Genomic DNA, 20,048 nt, shown 5'->3' on the forward strand with positions numbered 1-20,048 from the left:
GCAAAAGCATAAAGTAAAAACGCACGTAAAAGCTGCAATGGTGCTGCGGTAATTCATATCATTATTCTTTATGAAGAAGCTGTGCCGGTACACCTGTCCATTTTTTACTAATGCGCTGTGCCTCCTGCGTTGTTATGCTCATTACCGTACCATGCCGCGGGTAAAAGTTTTTTGTAAACGTTTCGGGCGTTCTAGTAAAGTTGAATAAATCGGTACTGCGTTGGAATTCATAACGCAGGCGGCCATAAAGGTCATACATCAGTACGTAAGTATCTTGATTGTTTAGCTTAAAAATGCCCGATCCCTCTACCGAAGTACCTGTACCAGAGTAGGCATCAATATATTTAAAGTCTTCTACCCACGGACCGCGCAAGCTTTTGGCTGTAGCCTGCTGTATGCCATTTCTTGTTTCCTTGCCCTCGTTGTTTTTTGTATTTCCTTTATAAAAAAAGTGATATAAGCCATCTTTATAAATGATATCGCCGTCAATGGCGCCATACTTGGCTTTAAACATTAATCGCGGCTCATTTTCAAAGGCGGTGAAGTTTTTGTTGGCATAGGCACAGTAAAAATCAAGTGCAGGCTTGTCTTTAAGCTTAACCGTAAAGTAAATCAAATATTTATCCTCATCAGGATCATATATAGTTTGCGGCGCCCAAACCCATTGTACATTTGGAAACAGTTGCGGATAACTTTTTTCAAGGTTAATAATGCCGTGCGACCAATCAATCAAGTTCTTCGAGCGCAGCAATACAATACCTGGGTTATATCCCCAACCGTTTTTTACGGTAAACATGTCTGTTGCTACCATAAAAAAAGTCTTATTGTCTTCACCACGCAATATATGCGGGTCGCGCACGCCTCCGGTTGATGAAATATTTGCTGATGATAGTATAGGCTCGTTGTTATTCAAAGCCGTCCAATGTATGGCATCACTGCTTACACCAAATCTAATCTGTTCTTGAGCTTGCTTTGGTCCGGCACCTTCAAAATAGCTGAAAAGGTAACCATTGAATATAGGATCTTGCGGGGCGATTTTTACCGTGAACTGCTTAGTTCGCTTTTCTGCTCCGGCTGTTAAGGTTGCCGTCATCCTTACTTTTACAGATTCATTCCTGGCCGGTCGTTTCATCAGCTTACCATCATGGCTCACATACGTTAAGTTGTTAGACTGCCAATTAATTACTGAGCCATTGATTCCAACGGAATCAAGCGGAAGGTTCCATTTTAAATTTTTTGTATAACCCTGCGGAATGCGCAATTGCCTGGCATCTTGCTCTACCCTATCTTCATTGCTAAGCTTTGCATCACCTGTATTTTGCGCTACACTATAACCGGCAGCTAATACTCCAATTGCAGCAACGTATAAAAAAGCTATGATGTTCATATTTGCTTTGGCTACAATTTACTTTTTGAGGGCTTTAACACTGGTGTGTGTTGGTGTAACAGGCTTTATACTACCATCAGCATTAAATTCCATTTTATCTATACACACTTCCCTGTTATAACCTGCATCTTCACCCATATTAATACCATTTGGATACTCAAAACGGTGATATACAATGTACCATTCATCTTTACCCGGAACTTGTAATACCGAATTATGCCCAGTACCATAAATTCCTGTAGTAGTATCTTTTTGAATTACAATATTATTTTGTGGTATAGTTAACGGACCTAACGGAGATGTTGCCGTAGCATAACGCACACGGTAATTAGGACTGCGCGTATCATCCTCAGACCACATAAAATAATAGGTGCCTTTTCGGTAGAAAACGTATGTTCCCTCTCTGAAAGTTCTGTCGGGCTTTAGCATGGTAAGCGTTCCGGGAACAAGAGACGTCATATCATCTGCCAGTTGTGCTGCAGCCATAAAGCCATTGCCCCAATAAAGATAACTTTTTCCACTTTGCGGATCAGTAAACACATCCGGATCAATAGTCTGACCTCTGTTAACACCCTCGGGCCGGCTATCAATTAATGGCTTGCCTAAGTCAACAAATGGCCCGGTTGGAACATCAGCAACAGCTACACCAATTTTTTGCGCTGCCGTGAAGTAAAAAAAGTATTTATATTTTCCGTTTATCTTCTTCTCTTCAATACAGGGTGCCCAGGCATTACGGTTTGCCCACTGCACATCTTTTCCCAGCTCCAGTATTGTACCTTCATCCTTCCAGTCACGCAGGTTTTTCGAAGAAAAGGTTTTAAAATAGGTACCACTCCATCCTTTAAAACCATCACTTGTAGGGTACAGGTAATACTTTTTAGTTTGGTGTGAGTACATAATATCAGGATCGGCGTAATGACCGGGCAAAACCGGGTTACCGTTTTTTGCACTTTGTGCCGATGCCAGCTGCACTACAAGCAGGGTACCCAATGATAACAAGGGCGTTAAAATTTTAAACATAAATACGAGGTCTAATTTGGTTTTAGGCAACTATGAATGTATGCCGGTATCAGTAAAACCGGTTTACTAATATTAAATGTAAAAATAACATTTAATAACAAAGCTTATAATCTTAATTTAAAGATATAGTTACCTGCCTGCCGTTATAGTTTACAACTTTACTTACGCTATTTGCCTGCATACCAACATTTAAACCGGCCTTCACCAGGCACACGTTAAATTTGCGTGATACAAGCATACCCGGATACTTACCTTTTTGCGCAGATATGGTAAGCTCCTTTTTTACATCGTTCCAGCTAATGTCAATAGTGCTGTAACTGCCTTTTTCGTAGTTATAATTGTCTTTTTCGTCTTCGTAAAGGGTAAAGCGGCCATTTGCTCCGGGATAAATACGCAGGTCGAGGTTATCCCACTTTTTTTCGCCTGAATATTGCACCGCAGGGCCCCATGGTAATATTGAGCCAGCTTTAACATACATAGGTATGATGTCTTTAGGCACCTCTTTGTTTATTGTTTGCCCACCTGTGAGTTGTTCTCCGGTCCAAAAGTCAGTCCACATAGTTGAGGCCGGAAGATATACCGGCCAGCTGCTTACCTCAGGCTTGGTAACAGGAGCTACCATCACCGAGCGACCGAATAGATATTGGTTACCAATTTCGTGCGTTTTAGCATCTGCTGCAAAATCCATAATGAGCGGGCGCATAAAAGTGCCATCATTGTGCGATACGTCCCACGAGGTACTATAAATGTAGGGTAGCAAACGGTAGCGCATATTGATCATCTTTTCTTGCCCATCGAAACACCAATCGCCCCGTTTGCCGAAATTGTATATCTCGCGCGGTACCTCGGTGCCATGTGAACGCATCATTGGGCAAAAGGTACCAAACTGCATCCATCTCAAATATAACTCCTGATACTTTGGATTTTTAGCGCCGCCCTCCTTATTCCATCGGCCGGCAAAGAAACCTCCAATATCACTATTCCAATTGGGTATGCCCATAAGCGTGTAGTTCAGCGCTGCAGGTATTTGCTTTTCCAGCATTTCCCAGGTCGATCCAACATCGCCGCTCCAGGTATTTGAACCATAGCGCTGCTGCCCCACAAAGCCCGACCGTGTAAGCAATACAACCCGTTTATTTTTTGATGCAGCTTTTTGACGCGTTGCAATACCGCCGTTATGCATAAGTGAGAAAGCATTTTTTACACTGCGGTATGATCCAAGATGAGTAGGTACATCAAAGTCGGCATCTTTAACGTTGATATGGTCCGGCTCGGTCGAATCCAGCCACCAACCGTCATTACCTATGTAACTGAATATTCTTTCATTTAGATATTTCCAGTAAATATTAAGCGCTTCGGGGTTAAATACATCATATGGTTTTGCACCGCTTTTAGGTGGCCAGGTATCAAAGTTCAGGATCATTTTTTTTGAATCCAGTTCCTTACGTTGATCTGTTTTAGGGCCAAAGCCGGGCCATGTAACAATCACTAACCGGGCATTGAGCTTATGTATATCATCAACCCATTTTTTGGGGTTTGGAAAACGAATCGTATCAAACCGCTGCGAGTTCCATGCACTGTCGGTTCCTTTAAACTCGGGCCAGTAACGCCAATCCTGTATAATTACATCAATAGGAACTTTGAGCGAACGGTATTTTTGCAACACTTCAAGGCTTTCTTCCTGTTTGGTATAGCGCTCCTTACTTTGAAAAAAACCGTACGCCCAAAGCGGTAACATTGGTGCTTTGCCCGATAGGCTTCGTATTTGCTTAATTACGCCATCGGCATTTTTACCGTACATAAAATAATAATCGGCACAGTGCCCTAGGCTTTGAAAAGATAAATTACCCGGCGAATCGGCATACTCAGAAATAGAATAGTTATCCCAATACACACCATAACCTTTTACCGACATGAAGTAGGGAGAATAAGTAAACGTATTCTCATTCTTCATCACATATTTGCTGTTGCGCCGGTTAAACTTGTTATCCATGACCTGCCCTACACCATAAACAGGCTCATCTGCGTCAAGTACAAACGATGCTTTTACATTGTAAGATGGTGTGCCTGCGTCATCTTTAGGAGTAAAAGTGGTGGTACTATCTTTAAGAAGCTGCTTGCCGCTTAAGTCATAAAAAACTACGCTGCCATTGGTTTCGTTCACAACTACTTTTAACGCTAACGAGCGCAATACGAGGTTACTTCCTTCCCTTTGTTGTGTTACGTTTGTTTTATCGGGCGTTTTAATAATAACCAAGCTGCTTTTTTTGTAGGGTTTATTATCAGGCGTTTTAACTACCCGAACAATTGATGGAGAGTAAAACTGAATTTCGACATCAGTGCTGTTGAATTTAAAGCTGGCTCCCTGCTTATTACTGTTAACCTGCGCATGTGTTGTTGAAAATGATAGTAGCAACATGGCTACATAAACCCATTTCAAGTTGATCATATAATTTGGCTTTTTGGTACAGCAAATTTAAATTCTGCAAATAACAACCCTTGATACATACGATGAAATATTTATTAATCTGATTGAAATTATCCATCACGAGGGTTTTGAAGCTTAAAAGATGCTATGTATTGCAGTGGCTTAACACCATATCCTTCCTGAAAGCATTTGGTAAAATAGCTGACCCTACTAAAGCCTGCCCCACCGGCTACGCTTTACAATTCAACAACCACGGAAAATGCCCTATCCCTTTTCAAAATGGTTTAATTGTATTGCTGCCTGAATTCAACCGGTGAAAGATTGGTTTTTGATTTAAACAGCTTGCTAAATGATTGCGAATGTTCAAACCCAAGTGAATAAGCCACTTCGCTCACAGAAAGCCTGGTTGTTGATAGCTTTTCTTTTGCTTTTTCAATAAGTGTGTGATGAATATGCTGTTGTGCATTTTGCCCGGTTAAAGACCTGAGCATGTCACTCAGGTAACTGGGCGTTAAGCTGAGTCTATCTGCTAAATACTGTACTGTGGGGATGCCCTTACCAAGTGTATCTTCACTGGAAAAGTAATCATTCAACAATTCCTCAAGCTGCTGTAGCAATGTACTACTAACAGGTTTACGGGTAATAAACTGGCGTTTATAAAAACGATCGGCATAGTTGAGCAATAACTCAATTTGAGCCATGATCACATTTTGGCTCAGGTGGTCAATACGGCTGTTTAACTCCGTTTCCAGCATATGAAATATAGTCTGAATAGTCTCGCGCTCCTGTTCTGACAAGTGAAGTGCCTCGTTAGTGGAGTAAGAGAAAAAGCCGTACTGTTTAATGTTTTTTGCTAATGGGTATCCCAAAAAGAAATCCGGATGAATAAGCAAGGTATATTGCGAGCACACGCCGTTTTCGTTCTCATTTTGGCCAATGATTTGTCCGGGGGCAGCAAACAGCATTCCGCCTTCATCAAAATCATATTGGCTTTGCCCATACTTTAATTTACCGCTGAGCTTGGGTTTGCTCGATATTTTATAAAAGCTAAGAACATGTGATTGCGGCAGTCCCACCTGACCGTGCACACCGTTAATGAGGCTAATAAGCGGGTGCTTAGGCGCCGGTAAGCCAAACACACGATGTGCATCACTCAATGACTCAAATCTGTACGGATGATTGTCCTGCTTTTTCATAACTAGTACTAATAACGTAAGATAACCGATATTAAAAATATCGGTTATCTGAAAAATTTATCAAAATATCTTTGCCTATTCAGTATAAATTTATTCGATGTTACCTTGTGCAGCATCAGCTACGTCTGCCCATGCTTCCCAGGTAGCTAAGCGCGCGGCATAAACATCGCGCATGAGTGGTAATGCCTGGTTACCCAAAAATATGCGTAATGGCGGGTTCTCATCATCAATTACTTTAAATATTGCTTCAGGTGTTGCATTCGGATCTCCCCTTTTGAAGTTTCTCAGGGTTTCAAAAAAGTTGTCTTTGTAGTCCTTGTAAATATCCATCCCTTCGGCAAATTTTAAAGACTCGGGTGTACCAAACTCAGTTGCGTAAGCACCGGGTTCAATAATGGTTACTTTAATACCGTAATCTTTAATCTCTAAGGCCAAACTTTCGTGTATAGCCTCAAAAGCCCATTTTGATGATGCATAGTAACCTATAACCGGCAAGGTAAAATGGCCAAGATTACTAGATGTACCCAAAATGTGCCCATGCCCTTGTTCACGTAAAATAGGTAAAGCGGCCTTTATCACATTAAGCGGACCAATTACATTGGTTTCATATAATGCCCTTACATCGTCGGTGCTTGATTCCTCAATGGTACCAACCAACGAGTAGCCTGCGTTATTCAATACAATATCCAGCTTGCCAAAATGTGCATACGCTTGTTCTACAGCTTCCTTAGCCTCATTGGCATTGGTAACATCCAGTTTAAGTATTAACACATTCTCGCCAAACTCCTCTTTAAGCGCAGCAATACTTTCGGGTTTACGTGCGGTGGCAGCAACTTTGTCGCCACGTTTAAGTGCAGCTTCGGTCCAGATACGGCCAAACCCTCTTGATGCACCTGTTATAAACCATACTTTGCTATCTTTTTGTTGTTCCATGATACAATGTTGTTTTTTGATAAAGCAAAGTTGGCCAAATGAAGGCAGGTACTTGTAGCCTAATTGAGGGACTTTGTAGCCAAAATGAGAATGATGTGAACGCTTAGCAAGTTAGCTTAAGCATTCACATCATAAAGCACTTTACATTAATTAAGTTATGCCTGAATATACATTTTGCAGGAGATATTATTTCCAACCCAGAGCCGGTGCTACATGTTCTAAAATGGACGACAATAAATGTATGTTGTAATCAACGCCCAAGGTGTTTGGAATGGTTAGCAGCAGTGTGTCTGCTTCCTGTATGGCTTCATCCGTGGCCAGTTCTTTAATAAGCTTATCAGGTTCGGCGGCGTAGCTACGGCCAAATACGGCTCTTTGATTGGCTTCAATATAACCAAAGCTGTCTGATGCCTTACCCTGCTGTCCAAAATAAGCTCTGTCCATATCATTCACCAGCGCAAAAATTGACCGGCTGACCGAAACACGAGGCTCGTGCTGATGCCCTGCCGTTTTCCACGCCTCTTTGTACAACCTTATTTGCTCAGCTTGCTGAATATGGAAAGGCTTGCCGTTTTCATCAAACTTTAAGGTTGAGCTTTGCAGATGCATACCATTCTCTGCCGCCCACACCGCGGTAGCATTTGATGCGGCTCCCCACCAAATGCGGTTTCGTAAACCCGGCGAGTGCGGTTCAAGACGCAACAGGCCCGGCGGATTTGGAAACATGGGCTGAGGATTAGGCTGTGCAAAGCCAACTCCTGATAGTTTATCTAAAAAAGACAATGCTTTTTGGCGACCCATATCAGCGTCTGTTTCACCCTCGGCAGGTTCATAACCAAAGTAACGCCAGCCCTCAATTACCTGCTCGGGCGAGCCACGGCTAATTCCCAACTGCAATCGTCCGTTGGAAATTAAATCGGCTGCACCTGCATCTTCCGCCATATACATGGGGTTTTCGTAGCGCATATCAATTACACCGGTACCAATCTCTATTTTATTGGTTTTTGCACCAATGGCCGCTAGCAACGGAAATGGTGATGCTAATTGACGGGCAAAATGATGTACACGAAAATATGCGCCATCTAAACCAATCTGTTCGGCAGCGACCGCCAGATCAATGGATTGAAGCAGGGTATCTCCTGCTGTGCGGGTTTCATATGACGGATGATTTGCCCAATGCCCGAATGATAAAAATCCTATGCTCTTCATCAATAATACTTGTTTAAACAAATATACATAACGTAATATCATTCATACGTCATCACTTATGAGGCCATTACACCATAGTACAAAGCAACAAAGCCACTGCAATAATGCAGTGGCTTTGAGTTTACGCGATTAAGCTAATATTATTTAGCTTTTTTGTAAAGCTCAGCTACGTGGTTCCAGTTAATAACATTCCAGATAGCAGCTAAATAATCCGGACGCTTGTTTTGGTACTTTAAGTAATAAGCATGCTCCCAAACGTCAATACCTAAAATTGGCGTACCTTTTACGGTAATTTCAGGAAGATCCATTAACGGGTTATCCTGGTTAGGAGTTGAAGTTACGGCAAGCTTTTTATCAGCAGTAACAACTAACCAAGCCCAGCCCGAACCAAAACGGGTTGCACCAGCTTCGTTCATTTTGGTTTTCAATTCATCAAATGAACCAAAAGTGCTTTTAATAGCGTCAGCAAGTTCGCCGGTAGGTTCGCCACCACCGTTAGGTGAAAGCAAGGTCCAGAATAAAGTATGATTATAATGACCGCCGCCATTGTTGCGTACTGCAGCCGGAAACTTAGAAATATGTTTTACAATTTCTTCGATATTGCTGTTTGCCTCAGGGTTACCTTCTAAAGCTTTGTTTAAGTTAGTTACATAAGCCTGGTGGTGTTTACCATGGTGAATTTCCATAGTAGCTTTATCAATGTGCGGTTCCAGTGCGTCGGTTGCGTATGGTAACGCCGGTAATTCAAATGACATAGTGACTATTTTTTTAAGGTTAAAAAAAGATGTATCCTCGCAAATATAAAGGGTTCAACCTCATATTTGTTCAGATTATTGTTAAGTTTTGTTTCGTTTGCTCCTGAAAAACTCACGCACTAGTTCGGCGCATTCATTTTCTTTTATGCCACCCGTAATGATGGTTTTTGGATGAGTAACCTTTTGGTTAAGCCTGCCAAATCCAAGCCTGGCATCATAGGCACCGAAAACAATTTTACCTACCTGAAACCAATATGAGGCACCGGCACACATTACACATGGCTCCATAGTAACATAAAGGGTGCAGTCTTTCAAATACTTTCCGCCTAAATGATTTGCAGCAGCTGTTAATGCCTGCATTTCGGCATGGGCACTAACATCGTTAAGTCGCTCGGTAAGGTTATGACCCCTACCAATAATTTTGCCCTGGCAGGTAACAATAGCGCCAATTGGTATCTCATCTTCGCTATAGGCCAGCCTTGCTTCCCGCAAGGCTTCACCCATAAAAAATTCATCAGGCGATACGCTGCCTTCGTTATCAAAACTAATAAAACGCATTATATAAGTTTGCTTCCGTTAGGTACAGGTTTTTCAACTGTGGTTAATACGATGTCACCATTTTCGTCGGCAAAGCCGGTAACCAAAAACTGCGACATAAAATTTGCAATTTGTTTTTCAGGGAAGTTTATAACACCAACTATTTGCCTGCCAATTAATTCTTCTTTAGTGTAATGTTTTGTGATTTGAGCGCTCGACCATTTCTCGCCCAGATCGCCAAAATCCACTCGTATCTGATATGCGGGTTTACGCGCTTTTGGAAAATCTCTGACTTCTAAAATTGTTCCGGCTCTCAAATCTACTTTTTCAAAATCGTTCCAAGAGATTGTTTCCATGAAGGCAAATATACATTTGTAGTATTAATTACTTCTGTGATGATAATTAAATTAGATCCATAGCATATTCTTCAACGTGTTTTGCAGGTTAAATACTTAGCTATTAGCTTAAAATACTTTACGTACCTTTGCGTTTAACTCATGGCAAACAAAGCAGTATTAGCAGGAGCAAGTGGTTTAACTGGTGAATACTTGCTTAAAAATATTTTAAGCCAGCCTCACTATGATGAAGTGATGGTAATAGTACGTAAGCAGTTACCTATTGAGCATAAAAAGTTAGTACAGCTTATTATTGATTTTGATAAGCTTGACGAAGTTGCTCAATCAATTAATGGCAATGTCTTCTTTTGCTGTTTAGGCACCACTAAAGCCAAAACACCAGTTATAAAAGAGTACCGCAAAATTGAGCACGACTACCCTGTTCAGTTAGCTCAAATTGCATCTAGAAATGGCTTTAATCAATTCCATTATATGTCATCAGTTGGTGCAAACAAGAATGCAGGTAATGCGTACTTGAAATTTAAAGGTCAAACTGAGAATGATATTCAAAAATTAGCTTTTAAAATTATACATATATACAGGCCTTCGGTACTATTAGGTAAACGGAAAGAGTTTAGATTACTTGAAAAGATAGCTGGTTTAGCTATGAAGTTAATTAATCCATTACTAAAGGGCAATTTACAAAGGTACAAGAGCATATCTGCGATAGCCGTAGCAGATGCTATGTATAAGCAATCATTAAAAACAGATGAAGGAACTTTTATCTATCCTTCACATCATATAAAACAATTAGCGTGAGCACGTATCTATCAGCAGAAAATTTAGGTCATTCTTTTCATGACCATTGGCTGTTCCGTAATCTTACTTTAGGCATCAACCGCGGACGACGTGTTGCCTTAGTAGGTGTTAACGGAGCAGGTAAATCTACACTACTTAAATTACTATCAGGTAAAATAAATCCTACAGAAGGTAAGGTGGTATCACAACGTGATCTTCGTCCAGGATACCTGGAGCAAGATCCGATTTTTGAAAAAGGTCACACTATCAGTGATTACATTTTTCATAAGGATAATGTGCAACAGCAGCTTATTTTACGTTACGAGCAGTTACTGGAAGAAGAGCCTGATAACCTAAAAGCTATTGAAAAAATTACCGAGGAATTAAGTGCAGTGAATGCCTGGGAATACGAATATCAAATCAAAAACATCTTAGGACGTTTAGATATTCACCATTTGGGGCAAAGAATTGATACGCTATCGGGCGGTCAAAAAAAACGTTTGGCTTTAGCTAAGCTATTAATTGAAGATCCGGATATTTATGTTTTAGATGAGCCTACCAACCACCTTGACATTGATACCATTGAGTGGTTAGAAAAACTATTAACAGAAGGTGCCAAAACCATACTAATGGTAACACACGATAGGTACTTTTTGGATAATGTTTGTAACGAGATTATAGAAATAGACCGCGGTAAGATATTTACCTATAACGGCAACTATCAATACTTCTTAGAAAAGAAAGCCGAACGTGAAGCCAACCTTGAAGTGCAGTTTCAAAAGAATACTAATTTGCTAAAGAAAGAATTGGAGTGGATGCGAAGACAGCCTCAAGCGCGTGGAACAAAATCGCAGTCACGTATCAACGCTTTTTATGAGTTAGAGGAAAAGACTAAGAATGCCGGACCTAACGCTAAGGTTGAGTTGAGCATGAAAACATCTCGCCAGGGCAACAAGATTATGGAGGTTAACCAAATTGGCAAAACTTTCCAAGGACGTAAAGTAATTGATAACTTCAGCTATGTGTTTAAGAAAGGCGACCGTATAGGTATTGCCGGCAAAAATGGAAGTGGTAAATCAACCTTATTAAATATTTTCACAGGGCAGCTACAACCTGATACGGGCAACATCGACAAAGGAGAAACCACGGTAATTGGTTATTTTAACCAGGCAGGTATGAACTTCAAAGAGGATGAACGCGTAATTGATGTAGTTAAAAATGTGGCCGAATATATTACCATGGCCGACGGCAAGCAAATTTCGGCATCGCAATTATTAACGCTGTTTTTATTCCCTCCTGCACGGCAGCACGGGTTTATAAGGTTGCTGAGTGGTGGCGAAAAAAAGCGTTTGCACCTGCTCAACATCCTGATGAAAAACCCTAACTTTTTAATACTGGATGAGCCTACCAACGATTTGGATATTGACACGTTAAATGTACTGGAGGAGTTTTTGACCACTTATGGAGGCATACTTTTAATGGTATCTCATGATAGGTATTTGTTGGATAAATTAACAGATCAGCTTTTTGTAGTAAGTGGTACAGGCGCTGTTGATTTGTACAACGGCAACTATTCTTCATTCCGCCTTGAGCAGGAAGAGGCAAAGCAAGCGCAGAAACAAAAGCCAGTTGTACAAGCTCCTACCCCAGTTGCACAAGCTCCAAAAAAGAGCAAACTATCTTTTAAGGAACAAAAAGAATTAGAGACAGCTGAAGCTGATATTGCGAAAATTGAAATACAGATTAAAGAACTCAGCGAGCAGCTAAATACTATTACGGATCATCAGAAAATAGTTGATATTTCTAACAACATTAAAAAGCTTAACAATGATTTGGATGAAAAAACCATGCGTTGGATGGAGCTAACTGAGCTAAAAGAAAATTAATAATGAATACGTCAGACATTATAGCTTCTGTTGGTGTGATAATCCTATTAATCGGATTTGCACTTAATCTTTTTAAGAAAATCACATCAGAAAGCAAAGCTTATGCTTTAATGAATTTTGTTGGGGCTGGCTTATGCGGCTATTCATCGTACTTGATTAGCTTTTATCCGTTTGTAATTTTAGAGTGCATTTGGGCGTTTGTAGCATTAGTATCATTATTTAAAGTTCCACGTGGAACGTAATATTACCAGTTGTAATTTTGTAACTGTTCCACGTGGAACATTGGAGGTTTAGATGTTTAAAAAATATGATGTAATAGTAGCTGGTGCTGGTCATGCTGGTTGTGAGGCCGCTGCTGCCGCTGCAAATATGGGTTCGTCGGTATTGCTAATAACCATGAATATGGGCACTATCGCACAAATGAGTTGTAACCCTGCAATGGGAGGTGTGGCTAAAGGACAAATAGTACGTGAGGTTGATGCGTTGGGAGGATTATCAGGTATTATAGCCGACAAAACAACTATACAATTTCGTATGCTTAACTTGTCGAAGGGACCCGCAATGTGGAGCCCCCGCGCGCAGAATGATCGGATGCGTTTCGCAGAAGAATGGCGTTTAGCATTGGAGGCTATACCAAATTTAGATATATGGCAGGACACTGTTACTTCGCTTATTGTAAAAAATGAAACAGTTACAGGTATAAAAACATCCTTAGGAGTAGAGATAGAATGTGACGCTGTAGTACTTACTAATGGCACCTTTTTAAATGGTGTAATCCACATAGGCGAAAAGCGTTTCGGTGGCGGCAGAACAGGCGAAAAATCAGCTACTGGCTTAACAGAGCAACTTGTTGAATTAGGATTTGAGGCCGGCCGAATGAAGACAGGTACGCCACCACGTATTGACGGACGCACCCTGAATTATTCGGTAATGGAAGAGCAATGGGGCGACGAAAACCCAGGCAGATTTTCATTTACAGATGTTGAACGACCAACTGAAAAACGTTGTTGCTGGATAACCTATACAAACGCCGCTGTACACGAAACATTGAAAGAAGGTTTTGAAAAATCTCCAATGTTTACCGGGCGTATCAAAGGATTAGGTCCCCGCTATTGTCCATCAATAGAAGATAAAATTAACAGGTTTGCAGAGCGCGAACGTCACCAGATATTTGTAGAACCCGAAGGATTCAATACCGTGGAAATTTATGTAAACGGGTTTTCTACATCATTACCAGAAGATGTACAGTACCGTGCACTTACACAAATTCCAGGTTTTGAAAATGCAAAAATGTTCCGACCTGGCTATGCAATTGAGTATGACTACTTCCCTCCTACCCAACTTAGTTTAACACTTGAAACAAAAAAAATAAGCAACTTATTTTTAGCAGGTCAGATAAATGGTACTACCGGTTATGAGGAAGCAGCATCACAAGGACTAATTGCCGGTATAAACGCGCATCAAAAAGTTCATGACAAACATGAACTCATTATGAAAAGATCCGATTCTTACATAGGCGTTTTGATTGATGACTTAGTTACAAAAGGTACTGAAGAACCATACCGCATGTTTACTTCACGTGCTGAACATAGGTTATTGCTGAGACAGGATAATGCTGATATTCGCTTATCACCAGTTGGTAACGAATTAGGATTAATTAGTGATGAGCGTTTGGATAAGGTAAATCAAAAGATCAAAAACTCTGATGATATTGTGAAGTACGCTAAAACCAAATCAGTTGAGGCCGCGTCATTAAACTCTTTACTTGAAGAATTAGGTACTACTCCCCTGTCACAGAATGTAAAGCTGGTATCATTAATTGGCCGACCACAGGTTGGATTTAAAGATTTGCGAAAAGCTGATAGCTCATTAAATGAATTACTTTCAGCATACGATAAAGAAACAATTGAACAAGCTGAAATAAAAATCAAATACGAGAGTTATTTTGATAAAGAGTTGGAAATTGTCGATCGCATGAGAAAAATGGAGGATAAAGAAATTAATCCTGATTTCAATTACCAACAACTGCAATCTTTATCGAAAGAAGCACGCGAAAAGCTGATGCGTATAAAGCCAAGAACATTGGGACAGGCATCGAGAATTTCGGGAGTATCTCCTTCAGATATTTCAGTACTAATGGTTCATATATCACGATGAGGTAAACTGGAGCAAAAAAATTGAAAATTGCACTAAAAAATGGCTTTAATAAATAGGTATTAAAGCCATTATCTTTTATTTTTAATATAAGAGTATCAAAATAGCTAAAAATCGCTTATAACGCTTAAAAATGCCTAATTACAGCATCTTCAAAATTTCTTCTTATTATTTAATAGTTTTTTTGCTTTTATTATTGATTGGTTGCGCAAGTATACAAAGACCACAAGGTGGTCCCCGAGATCGTACGCCTCCAAAAATTTTGAAGGCTACACCCGAAAATAAAACCAGGAGATTTTCTGCTAAACAAATTCAAATTGATTTTGACGAATACTTTAAACTTAACAACCCTTATACCGAAGTAAGCATAAGTCCGGCATTTGAGAAACAGCCGGAGTATGTTACCAAAGGGCAGAGTTTAATTATTAAGCTAAATGATTCTTTGCTTAAAAATACTACTTACGTTTTTAACTTCGGTAAATCCATTGCCGATGTAAATGAGTCAAACGAATTAAAAAATTTCACTTACGTGTTTTCTACCGGTGATCAGATAGATTCACTTAGTATTAGCGGAAAGGTAAATAATACACTTACTTCTCAACCTGAAAAAGAAACAACAGTTATGATTTTCCCGGCAGCAAAGGATACTGCAATGTTTGGGAAAAAGAAGCCATCCTATTTTACTACTACCGACTCATCGGGAAATTTCTCATTGAATAACCTGCATGAAGGTGAGTACACCATTTATGCATTGAAGGAACAATCTGGCGACAAAATTTATAACAGCGATAATGAGCTCATTGCTTTTTTTAATAAACCCATAATTTTAAAAAGTGATGTATCAAATATCCAGTTAAATTTATTTAAACAAGCACCTGAAAAGTTTAGGGTAACCACTAAGCGCTTTGATAATGATGGTAAGGTCTCCCTCATATTCAATAAGCCATTGAATAAGCCATCGCTTAAAGTAAATTTTCCTGCAGGCCTAGACGCACAAAAGATAGTTGATTTTACTAAAACACGTGATAGTGCATTAGTATTTTTCCGCAATATGGACTTTGATAGCTTAAGTTTAGCCATAGCCGATGACGGAAAATTTATAGATACCATTGCACTAAGAAAAGGCAGAAATGAGGCTTTTAAAAGAAACGTTACCCTAGGTTATAACATCAACATTGACAACAAGTTAAGGCCAGGATCGGACTTGATTTTAACTGCAAATTTACCCTTAGAGTCTTTTGATTTCAGCAAGATTAAATTGCGCGAAGATTCAAATACAGTAAATAATTTATCGATAGTTAAAGACCCTACAAATCAACGCAAATTGATTGTTAAATACCGTTGGAAACAAAACACGCGTTATGAACTTCAATTTGCCGACGAAGCCTTAACTAACATATATGGTGATAAAAACAAAGAATTTAACAAACGCTTCAACATTGATAAGCCTGAAAACTACGGTACCCTTACCTTAAAAGTTACCGTACCTGATACCAGCAAAAGCTACATTGTGGAGATACAAAATGAAAAGAAAGCTACGCTTCAAACTGATGTTATCACCAAAAATACATCCATTTTATATCGTAACTTCTTTACCGGCAAATACACTATAAAGGTTACTTACGATGCCAATAAGAACAAAAAGGCAGACAGTGGTAATGTTAAATTAAAACAGTATCCCGAAAAAACATGGTTTAGCGATAAGGAGCTTACCCTTAGGCCAAACTGGGAAATGGAAGAACCTTTAATAATACCTAAAGAAGAAGCAGATCCAAAACCTACTCAGTAAACCAACTGGAATATAGGTTATAATTATGCGGTAATTTTTGTAGTAAAGCCAATTGCTCCTCGGTAAGTGGCTTTATTTTTTTTGCAGGGGTACCTGCGTACAGGTAACCCGATTCACAAATGGTACGCTCGAGCACAACGGCGCCAGCAGCAATTATCACGTTTGATTGCACAACAGCATCATCCATAACAATTGCACCCATACCTACCAATACATAATCATCTAATTTACAGCCGTGTATAATAGCATTATGCCCAACCGATACATAATTACCGATGGTAGTTGATGCCTTCAAATAAGTTGCATGAACACAAACACCATCCTGAATATTGCTATGATGGCCAACAGTAACGCTATTCACATCACCCCTGATTACGGCATTAAACCATACCGAACATTTATCGCCTATAGTAACATCGCCGACTATTGTAGCATTTGGTGCAACAAAGCAATCTTCGGCTATAATGGGAAACTTATCTTTTACGGGAAGAATTAAAGGCATGATATCGTTTAAATATATTTATCAGTCTATTATAAGTTTTATTTAGAACACCGTATCCTCTAAAACCTCCATATGCTCCGGATAATCGGTAGTATAATGCAGTCCCCTACTCTCCTTACGAGCCATAGCCGATTTTACAACCAGGTATGATACTTGTATCAAATTACGCAGTTCACAAAGTTTTACTGATAACTTTGTCTTCTTGTAGAACTCCTCCGTTTCGTCGTGTAAAAACTTCAAACGGCGCATGGCACGGTCTAACCTGAAATCGGAACGAACAATGCCCACATAGTCGTTCATTAGCTTTTGCATCTCGCGTACGTTGTGCGTAACTAATATATCTTCATTCGATAACTGAACGCCCTTTTCATCCCAGTCTGGTATATTATCAGGTATCTGGTTAGTTTCAAAATCTATAATGGCGTTTTCGTAAATACGGTGAGCAAATACCAAAGCTTCTAATAAAGAATTGGATGCCAATCTGTTCGCACCATGTAATCCTGTTGATGCACATTCACCGCAGGAGTATAACCGCTGGATAGATGACTTACCCACATGGTCAACAAGCACCCCACCACACATATAATGACAAGCCGGCGTTACAGGTATCATGTCTTTGGTCATATCAATACCTATATCTAAACACTTGGCATATATATTAGGGAAATGCGCTAAAATATCTGCCTTCTTTTTGTGGCGTACATCTAAATAAACATAATCTTCGCCTGATTTTTTGATTTCAGCATCTATAGCACGCGCAACAATATCACGTGGTGCAAGTGACTTACGTGAATCATACTCGTGCATAAACTCTTCACCATTTGTACGCTTTAATACACCGCCAAACCCACGCACTGCCTCTGATATTAAAAATGAGGGATATTCACCCGGATTGTACAGTGCAGTAGGATGAAATTGTATAAACTCCATATTACGTACCTTGCCTTTAGCACGGTATACCATAGCAACACCATCACCGGTAGCAATAACCGGGTTAGTGGTTGTAGCATATATATGCCCTGCCCCGCCAGATGCCATTACAGTTACTTTGGCTTTAATAGTTTCAACCTCCTTGGTCTCTGTATTGAAGGCGTAAATACCATAGCAGGTTATGTCTTTACTTTGCTTATCCACAAATTGGCCCAGGTGATGTTGAGTAATTAAATCAACGGCGAAATGGTGGGTTAAAATTTCAATATTTGGGTTTTGGTGAATTTGCTGTAACAAGGCACGCTCCATTTCAAACCCGGTAATATCCTTATAATGGAGTACGCGGTATTCAGAATGGCCACCTTCTTTGGCTAAATCATAATCGCCGGATTTTGTACGATCAAAATTTGTACCGTAATCAATAATCTCACGTATGCGCTCCGGACCTTCTTCAACCACTATGCGCACTACCTCTTCATCACAAAGCCCGTCGCCGGCTATCAACGTATCTTCAATATGCTTTTCAAACGAATCTTCTTTTTTATCCACAACTACGGCAACACCACCTTGTGCATATTTTGTGTTCGATTCATCTTCGCTGGCTTTGGTAACTATCAGTACCTTACCATGTTTGGCAGCTTTAAGTGCAAAACTTAATCCGGCTATGCCCGAACCAACTACCAGGAAATCCACATTTCTAATCATAAATAGTGTCTACAATGTGTAAAAGTAATACTTGTGTGGATAAGGCCGTTAAAAGATGTTAATTTTGCGTAAGTAAATAGCTAATAAGTTTTGTCGATGTGAACAAACGGGGCAAAAACTTTATTTATCCCCAATAGAGGCATACACTTTGCATGACAAACACTCAAGAAACCAACATTGTTAAAACTGCCTTTTAATTAACATAACAGTTTATTAACATAGATGTGGATTAAAATGTAATCTTGAAAATCAATCAATTAAGTTTTTAGCACTGTGGATAACCTGTGGAAACAAGTGTAATAAGTTATATCAGCAATTAAATTCACCATCACTTCCCCACATTACTAACACACTAATAAACAATAAGAGATTTATATAAATTAAAATATATTGTATTTATTGTACTGTGAACAATGGACATTTTAGAAGAAATTAACATAAAAGGTTTTGTTGAAGAGGAAATAGATCCAACGCTTGATCTCTACGCCGAAATCGAAAAACTAAAAAAAGAAAAGAACGCTGTTATACTTGCCCACTACTATCAGGAAGGCGAGATACAGGATATAGCCGATTATATTGGCGATAGTTTAGGCCTTTCACAACAGGCAGCTAAAACTGATGCCGACATCATTGTTTTTGCAGGCGTACATTTTATGGCCGAAACTGCAAAGATTCTATCGCCCGAGAAAAAGGTATTGTTACCCGATATTAAAGCCGGATGTTCTTTGGCTGATAGTTGTCCACCGCATTTGTTTAAAAAGTTTAAGGAAAACTATCCTGATCACCTGGTGATAACTTATGTGAATTGTACTGCGGAGTTGAAGGCACTCAGTGATATTGTTTGCACGTCAAGTAATGCCGTACAAATTGTTGAAAGCTTGCCGGCCGATCAGAAGATCATTTTTGGTCCTGATCGTAACCTGGGCGCTTATGTAGCCAAAAAAACAGGCAGAGATTTAGTTTTGTGGAATGGCGCCTGTATGGTACATGAGATTTTCAGCCGCGAAAAGATAACTAAGCTTAAAGAGCGGCACCCTGAAGCCAAAATTCTGGCTCACCCGGAGTGTGAGGAACACATATTGCAGCTGGCCGATTACATTGGTTCAACAACCGGTATATTGAAATATGCAACCAGCAGCCCGGCAAAAGAATTTATTGTGGCTACTGAAGCAGGTATACTTCACCAAATGGAGAAAGATAACCCGGAGAAGACGTTTATACCCGCTCCACCGAACAATACCTGCGCATGCAATGATTGTCCTCACATGAAACGAAACACGCTGGAGAAGCTTTATTTGTGCCTTAAAAACGAGATGCCTGAGATAACACTTCCTGCAGATATTATTGAAAAAGCAGTGAAGCCAATTGAACGGATGTTGGATATATCTGCACAGTTAGGTTTGTAAGCAGCATACTTATTCACAAAATACGTAAAGACCGGTTATACGACCGGTCTTTTTGCGTTAATAATGCTCGTAAATTGA

The 20,048-nt window shown here is 39.9% G+C and carries 17 protein-coding genes; 6 read left to right on the plus strand and 11 right to left on the minus strand.

What is annotated here, in order from left to right:
* Positions 1-61: 61 nt before the first annotated feature.
* The 9 genes from QZ407_RS13995 to QZ407_RS14035 form a co-directional block, all read right to left on the minus strand.
* Positions 62-1,387 (minus strand): glycoside hydrolase family 43 protein, encoded by a 1,326-nt coding sequence (locus QZ407_RS13995; protein ID WP_295772157.1) that lies wholly within the window; start codon positions 1,385-1,387, stop codon positions 62-64.
* An 18-nt stretch (positions 1,388-1,405) separates the two neighbouring features.
* Positions 1,406-2,407, minus strand: a complete 1,002-nt coding sequence (locus tag QZ407_RS14000; RefSeq protein ID WP_295772159.1) for a family 43 glycosylhydrolase — start codon at positions 2,405-2,407, stop codon at positions 1,406-1,408.
* A gap of 112 nt (positions 2,408-2,519) precedes the next feature.
* The gene (locus tag QZ407_RS14005) at positions 2,520-4,856 is read right to left on the minus strand and encodes a TIM-barrel domain-containing protein (protein ID WP_295772161.1); all 2,337 of its coding nucleotides are present in this window, start codon (positions 4,854-4,856) and stop codon (positions 2,520-2,522) included.
* A 263-nt stretch (positions 4,857-5,119) separates the two neighbouring features.
* Positions 5,120-6,031, minus strand: coding sequence for a helix-turn-helix transcriptional regulator (locus tag QZ407_RS14010; protein WP_295772163.1), 912 nt, complete (start codon positions 6,029-6,031; stop codon positions 5,120-5,122).
* Between the two features lie 90 nt (positions 6,032-6,121).
* On the minus strand, positions 6,122-6,964 hold the full coding sequence (locus QZ407_RS14015; RefSeq protein ID WP_295772165.1) for an SDR family NAD(P)-dependent oxidoreductase: 843 nt from the start codon (positions 6,962-6,964) through the stop codon (positions 6,122-6,124).
* A gap of 186 nt (positions 6,965-7,150) precedes the next feature.
* Positions 7,151-8,173, minus strand: coding sequence for an LLM class flavin-dependent oxidoreductase (locus tag QZ407_RS14020; RefSeq protein WP_295772168.1), 1,023 nt, complete (start codon positions 8,171-8,173; stop codon positions 7,151-7,153).
* 140 nt (positions 8,174-8,313) lie between these two features.
* A complete protein-coding gene (locus tag QZ407_RS14025; RefSeq protein ID WP_295772170.1) occupies positions 8,314-8,928 on the minus strand; it encodes a superoxide dismutase in 615 nt (204 codons plus the stop codon).
* Positions 8,929-9,009: 81 nt separating this feature from the next.
* Positions 9,010-9,486: a nucleoside deaminase gene (locus QZ407_RS14030; protein WP_157540328.1), complete on the minus strand. Its 477-nt coding sequence runs from the start codon at positions 9,484-9,486 to the stop codon at positions 9,010-9,012.
* A complete protein-coding gene (locus tag QZ407_RS14035; protein WP_295772173.1) occupies positions 9,486-9,821 on the minus strand; it encodes a tRNA-binding protein in 336 nt (111 codons plus the stop codon). Before QZ407_RS14035 ends, QZ407_RS14030 begins: the two co-directional genes overlap by 1 nt.
* Before the next feature lie 141 nt (positions 9,822-9,962).
* Between QZ407_RS14035 and QZ407_RS14040 the strand changes: the two genes are divergently transcribed.
* The 5 genes from QZ407_RS14040 to QZ407_RS14060 all read left to right on the plus strand — a co-directional run bounded on the left by QZ407_RS14040 (position 9,963) and on the right by QZ407_RS14060 (position 16,427).
* Positions 9,963-10,619: an NAD(P)H-binding protein gene (locus QZ407_RS14040; protein ID WP_295772176.1), complete on the plus strand. Its 657-nt coding sequence runs from the start codon at positions 9,963-9,965 to the stop codon at positions 10,617-10,619.
* Positions 10,616-12,484: an ABC-F family ATP-binding cassette domain-containing protein gene (locus tag QZ407_RS14045; protein WP_295772178.1), complete on the plus strand. Its 1,869-nt coding sequence runs from the start codon at positions 10,616-10,618 to the stop codon at positions 12,482-12,484. The genes QZ407_RS14040 and QZ407_RS14045 overlap by 4 nt, the downstream gene beginning before the upstream one ends.
* A 2-nt stretch (positions 12,485-12,486) precedes the next feature.
* Positions 12,487-12,726, plus strand: a complete 240-nt coding sequence (locus tag QZ407_RS14050) for a hypothetical protein (RefSeq protein WP_295772180.1) — start codon at positions 12,487-12,489, stop codon at positions 12,724-12,726.
* A gap of 52 nt (positions 12,727-12,778) precedes the next feature.
* A complete protein-coding gene (gene mnmG / locus QZ407_RS14055; RefSeq protein WP_295772182.1) occupies positions 12,779-14,641 on the plus strand; it encodes a tRNA uridine-5-carboxymethylaminomethyl(34) synthesis enzyme MnmG in 1,863 nt (620 codons plus the stop codon).
* 181 nt (positions 14,642-14,822) lie between these two features.
* Positions 14,823-16,427 (plus strand): Ig-like domain-containing protein, encoded by a 1,605-nt coding sequence (locus tag QZ407_RS14060; protein ID WP_295772184.1) that lies wholly within the window; start codon positions 14,823-14,825, stop codon positions 16,425-16,427.
* On the opposite strand, the gene QZ407_RS14065 is transcribed toward QZ407_RS14060, so the two are convergent.
* Both QZ407_RS14065 and nadB read right to left on the minus strand, forming a co-directional pair.
* Complete coding sequence (locus QZ407_RS14065) at positions 16,417-16,929, minus strand: gamma carbonic anhydrase family protein (protein WP_295772186.1); 513 nt, start codon at positions 16,927-16,929, stop codon at positions 16,417-16,419. The two genes, QZ407_RS14060 and QZ407_RS14065, sit on opposite strands and share 11 nt — an antisense overlap.
* A 42-nt stretch (positions 16,930-16,971) precedes the next feature.
* Complete coding sequence (nadB, locus tag QZ407_RS14070; protein WP_295772390.1) at positions 16,972-18,561, minus strand: L-aspartate oxidase; 1,590 nt, start codon at positions 18,559-18,561, stop codon at positions 16,972-16,974.
* Between the two features lie 416 nt (positions 18,562-18,977).
* Between nadB and nadA the strand changes: the two genes are divergently transcribed.
* Positions 18,978-19,970 (plus strand): quinolinate synthase NadA, encoded by a 993-nt coding sequence (nadA, locus tag QZ407_RS14075; RefSeq protein ID WP_295772188.1) that lies wholly within the window; start codon positions 18,978-18,980, stop codon positions 19,968-19,970.
* Positions 19,971-20,048: the final 78 nt, after the last annotated feature.

Origin of the sequence: uncultured Mucilaginibacter sp. (assembly GCF_913773635.1) — a bacterium.
Lineage (GTDB): Bacteria > Bacteroidota > Bacteroidia > Sphingobacteriales > Sphingobacteriaceae > Mucilaginibacter.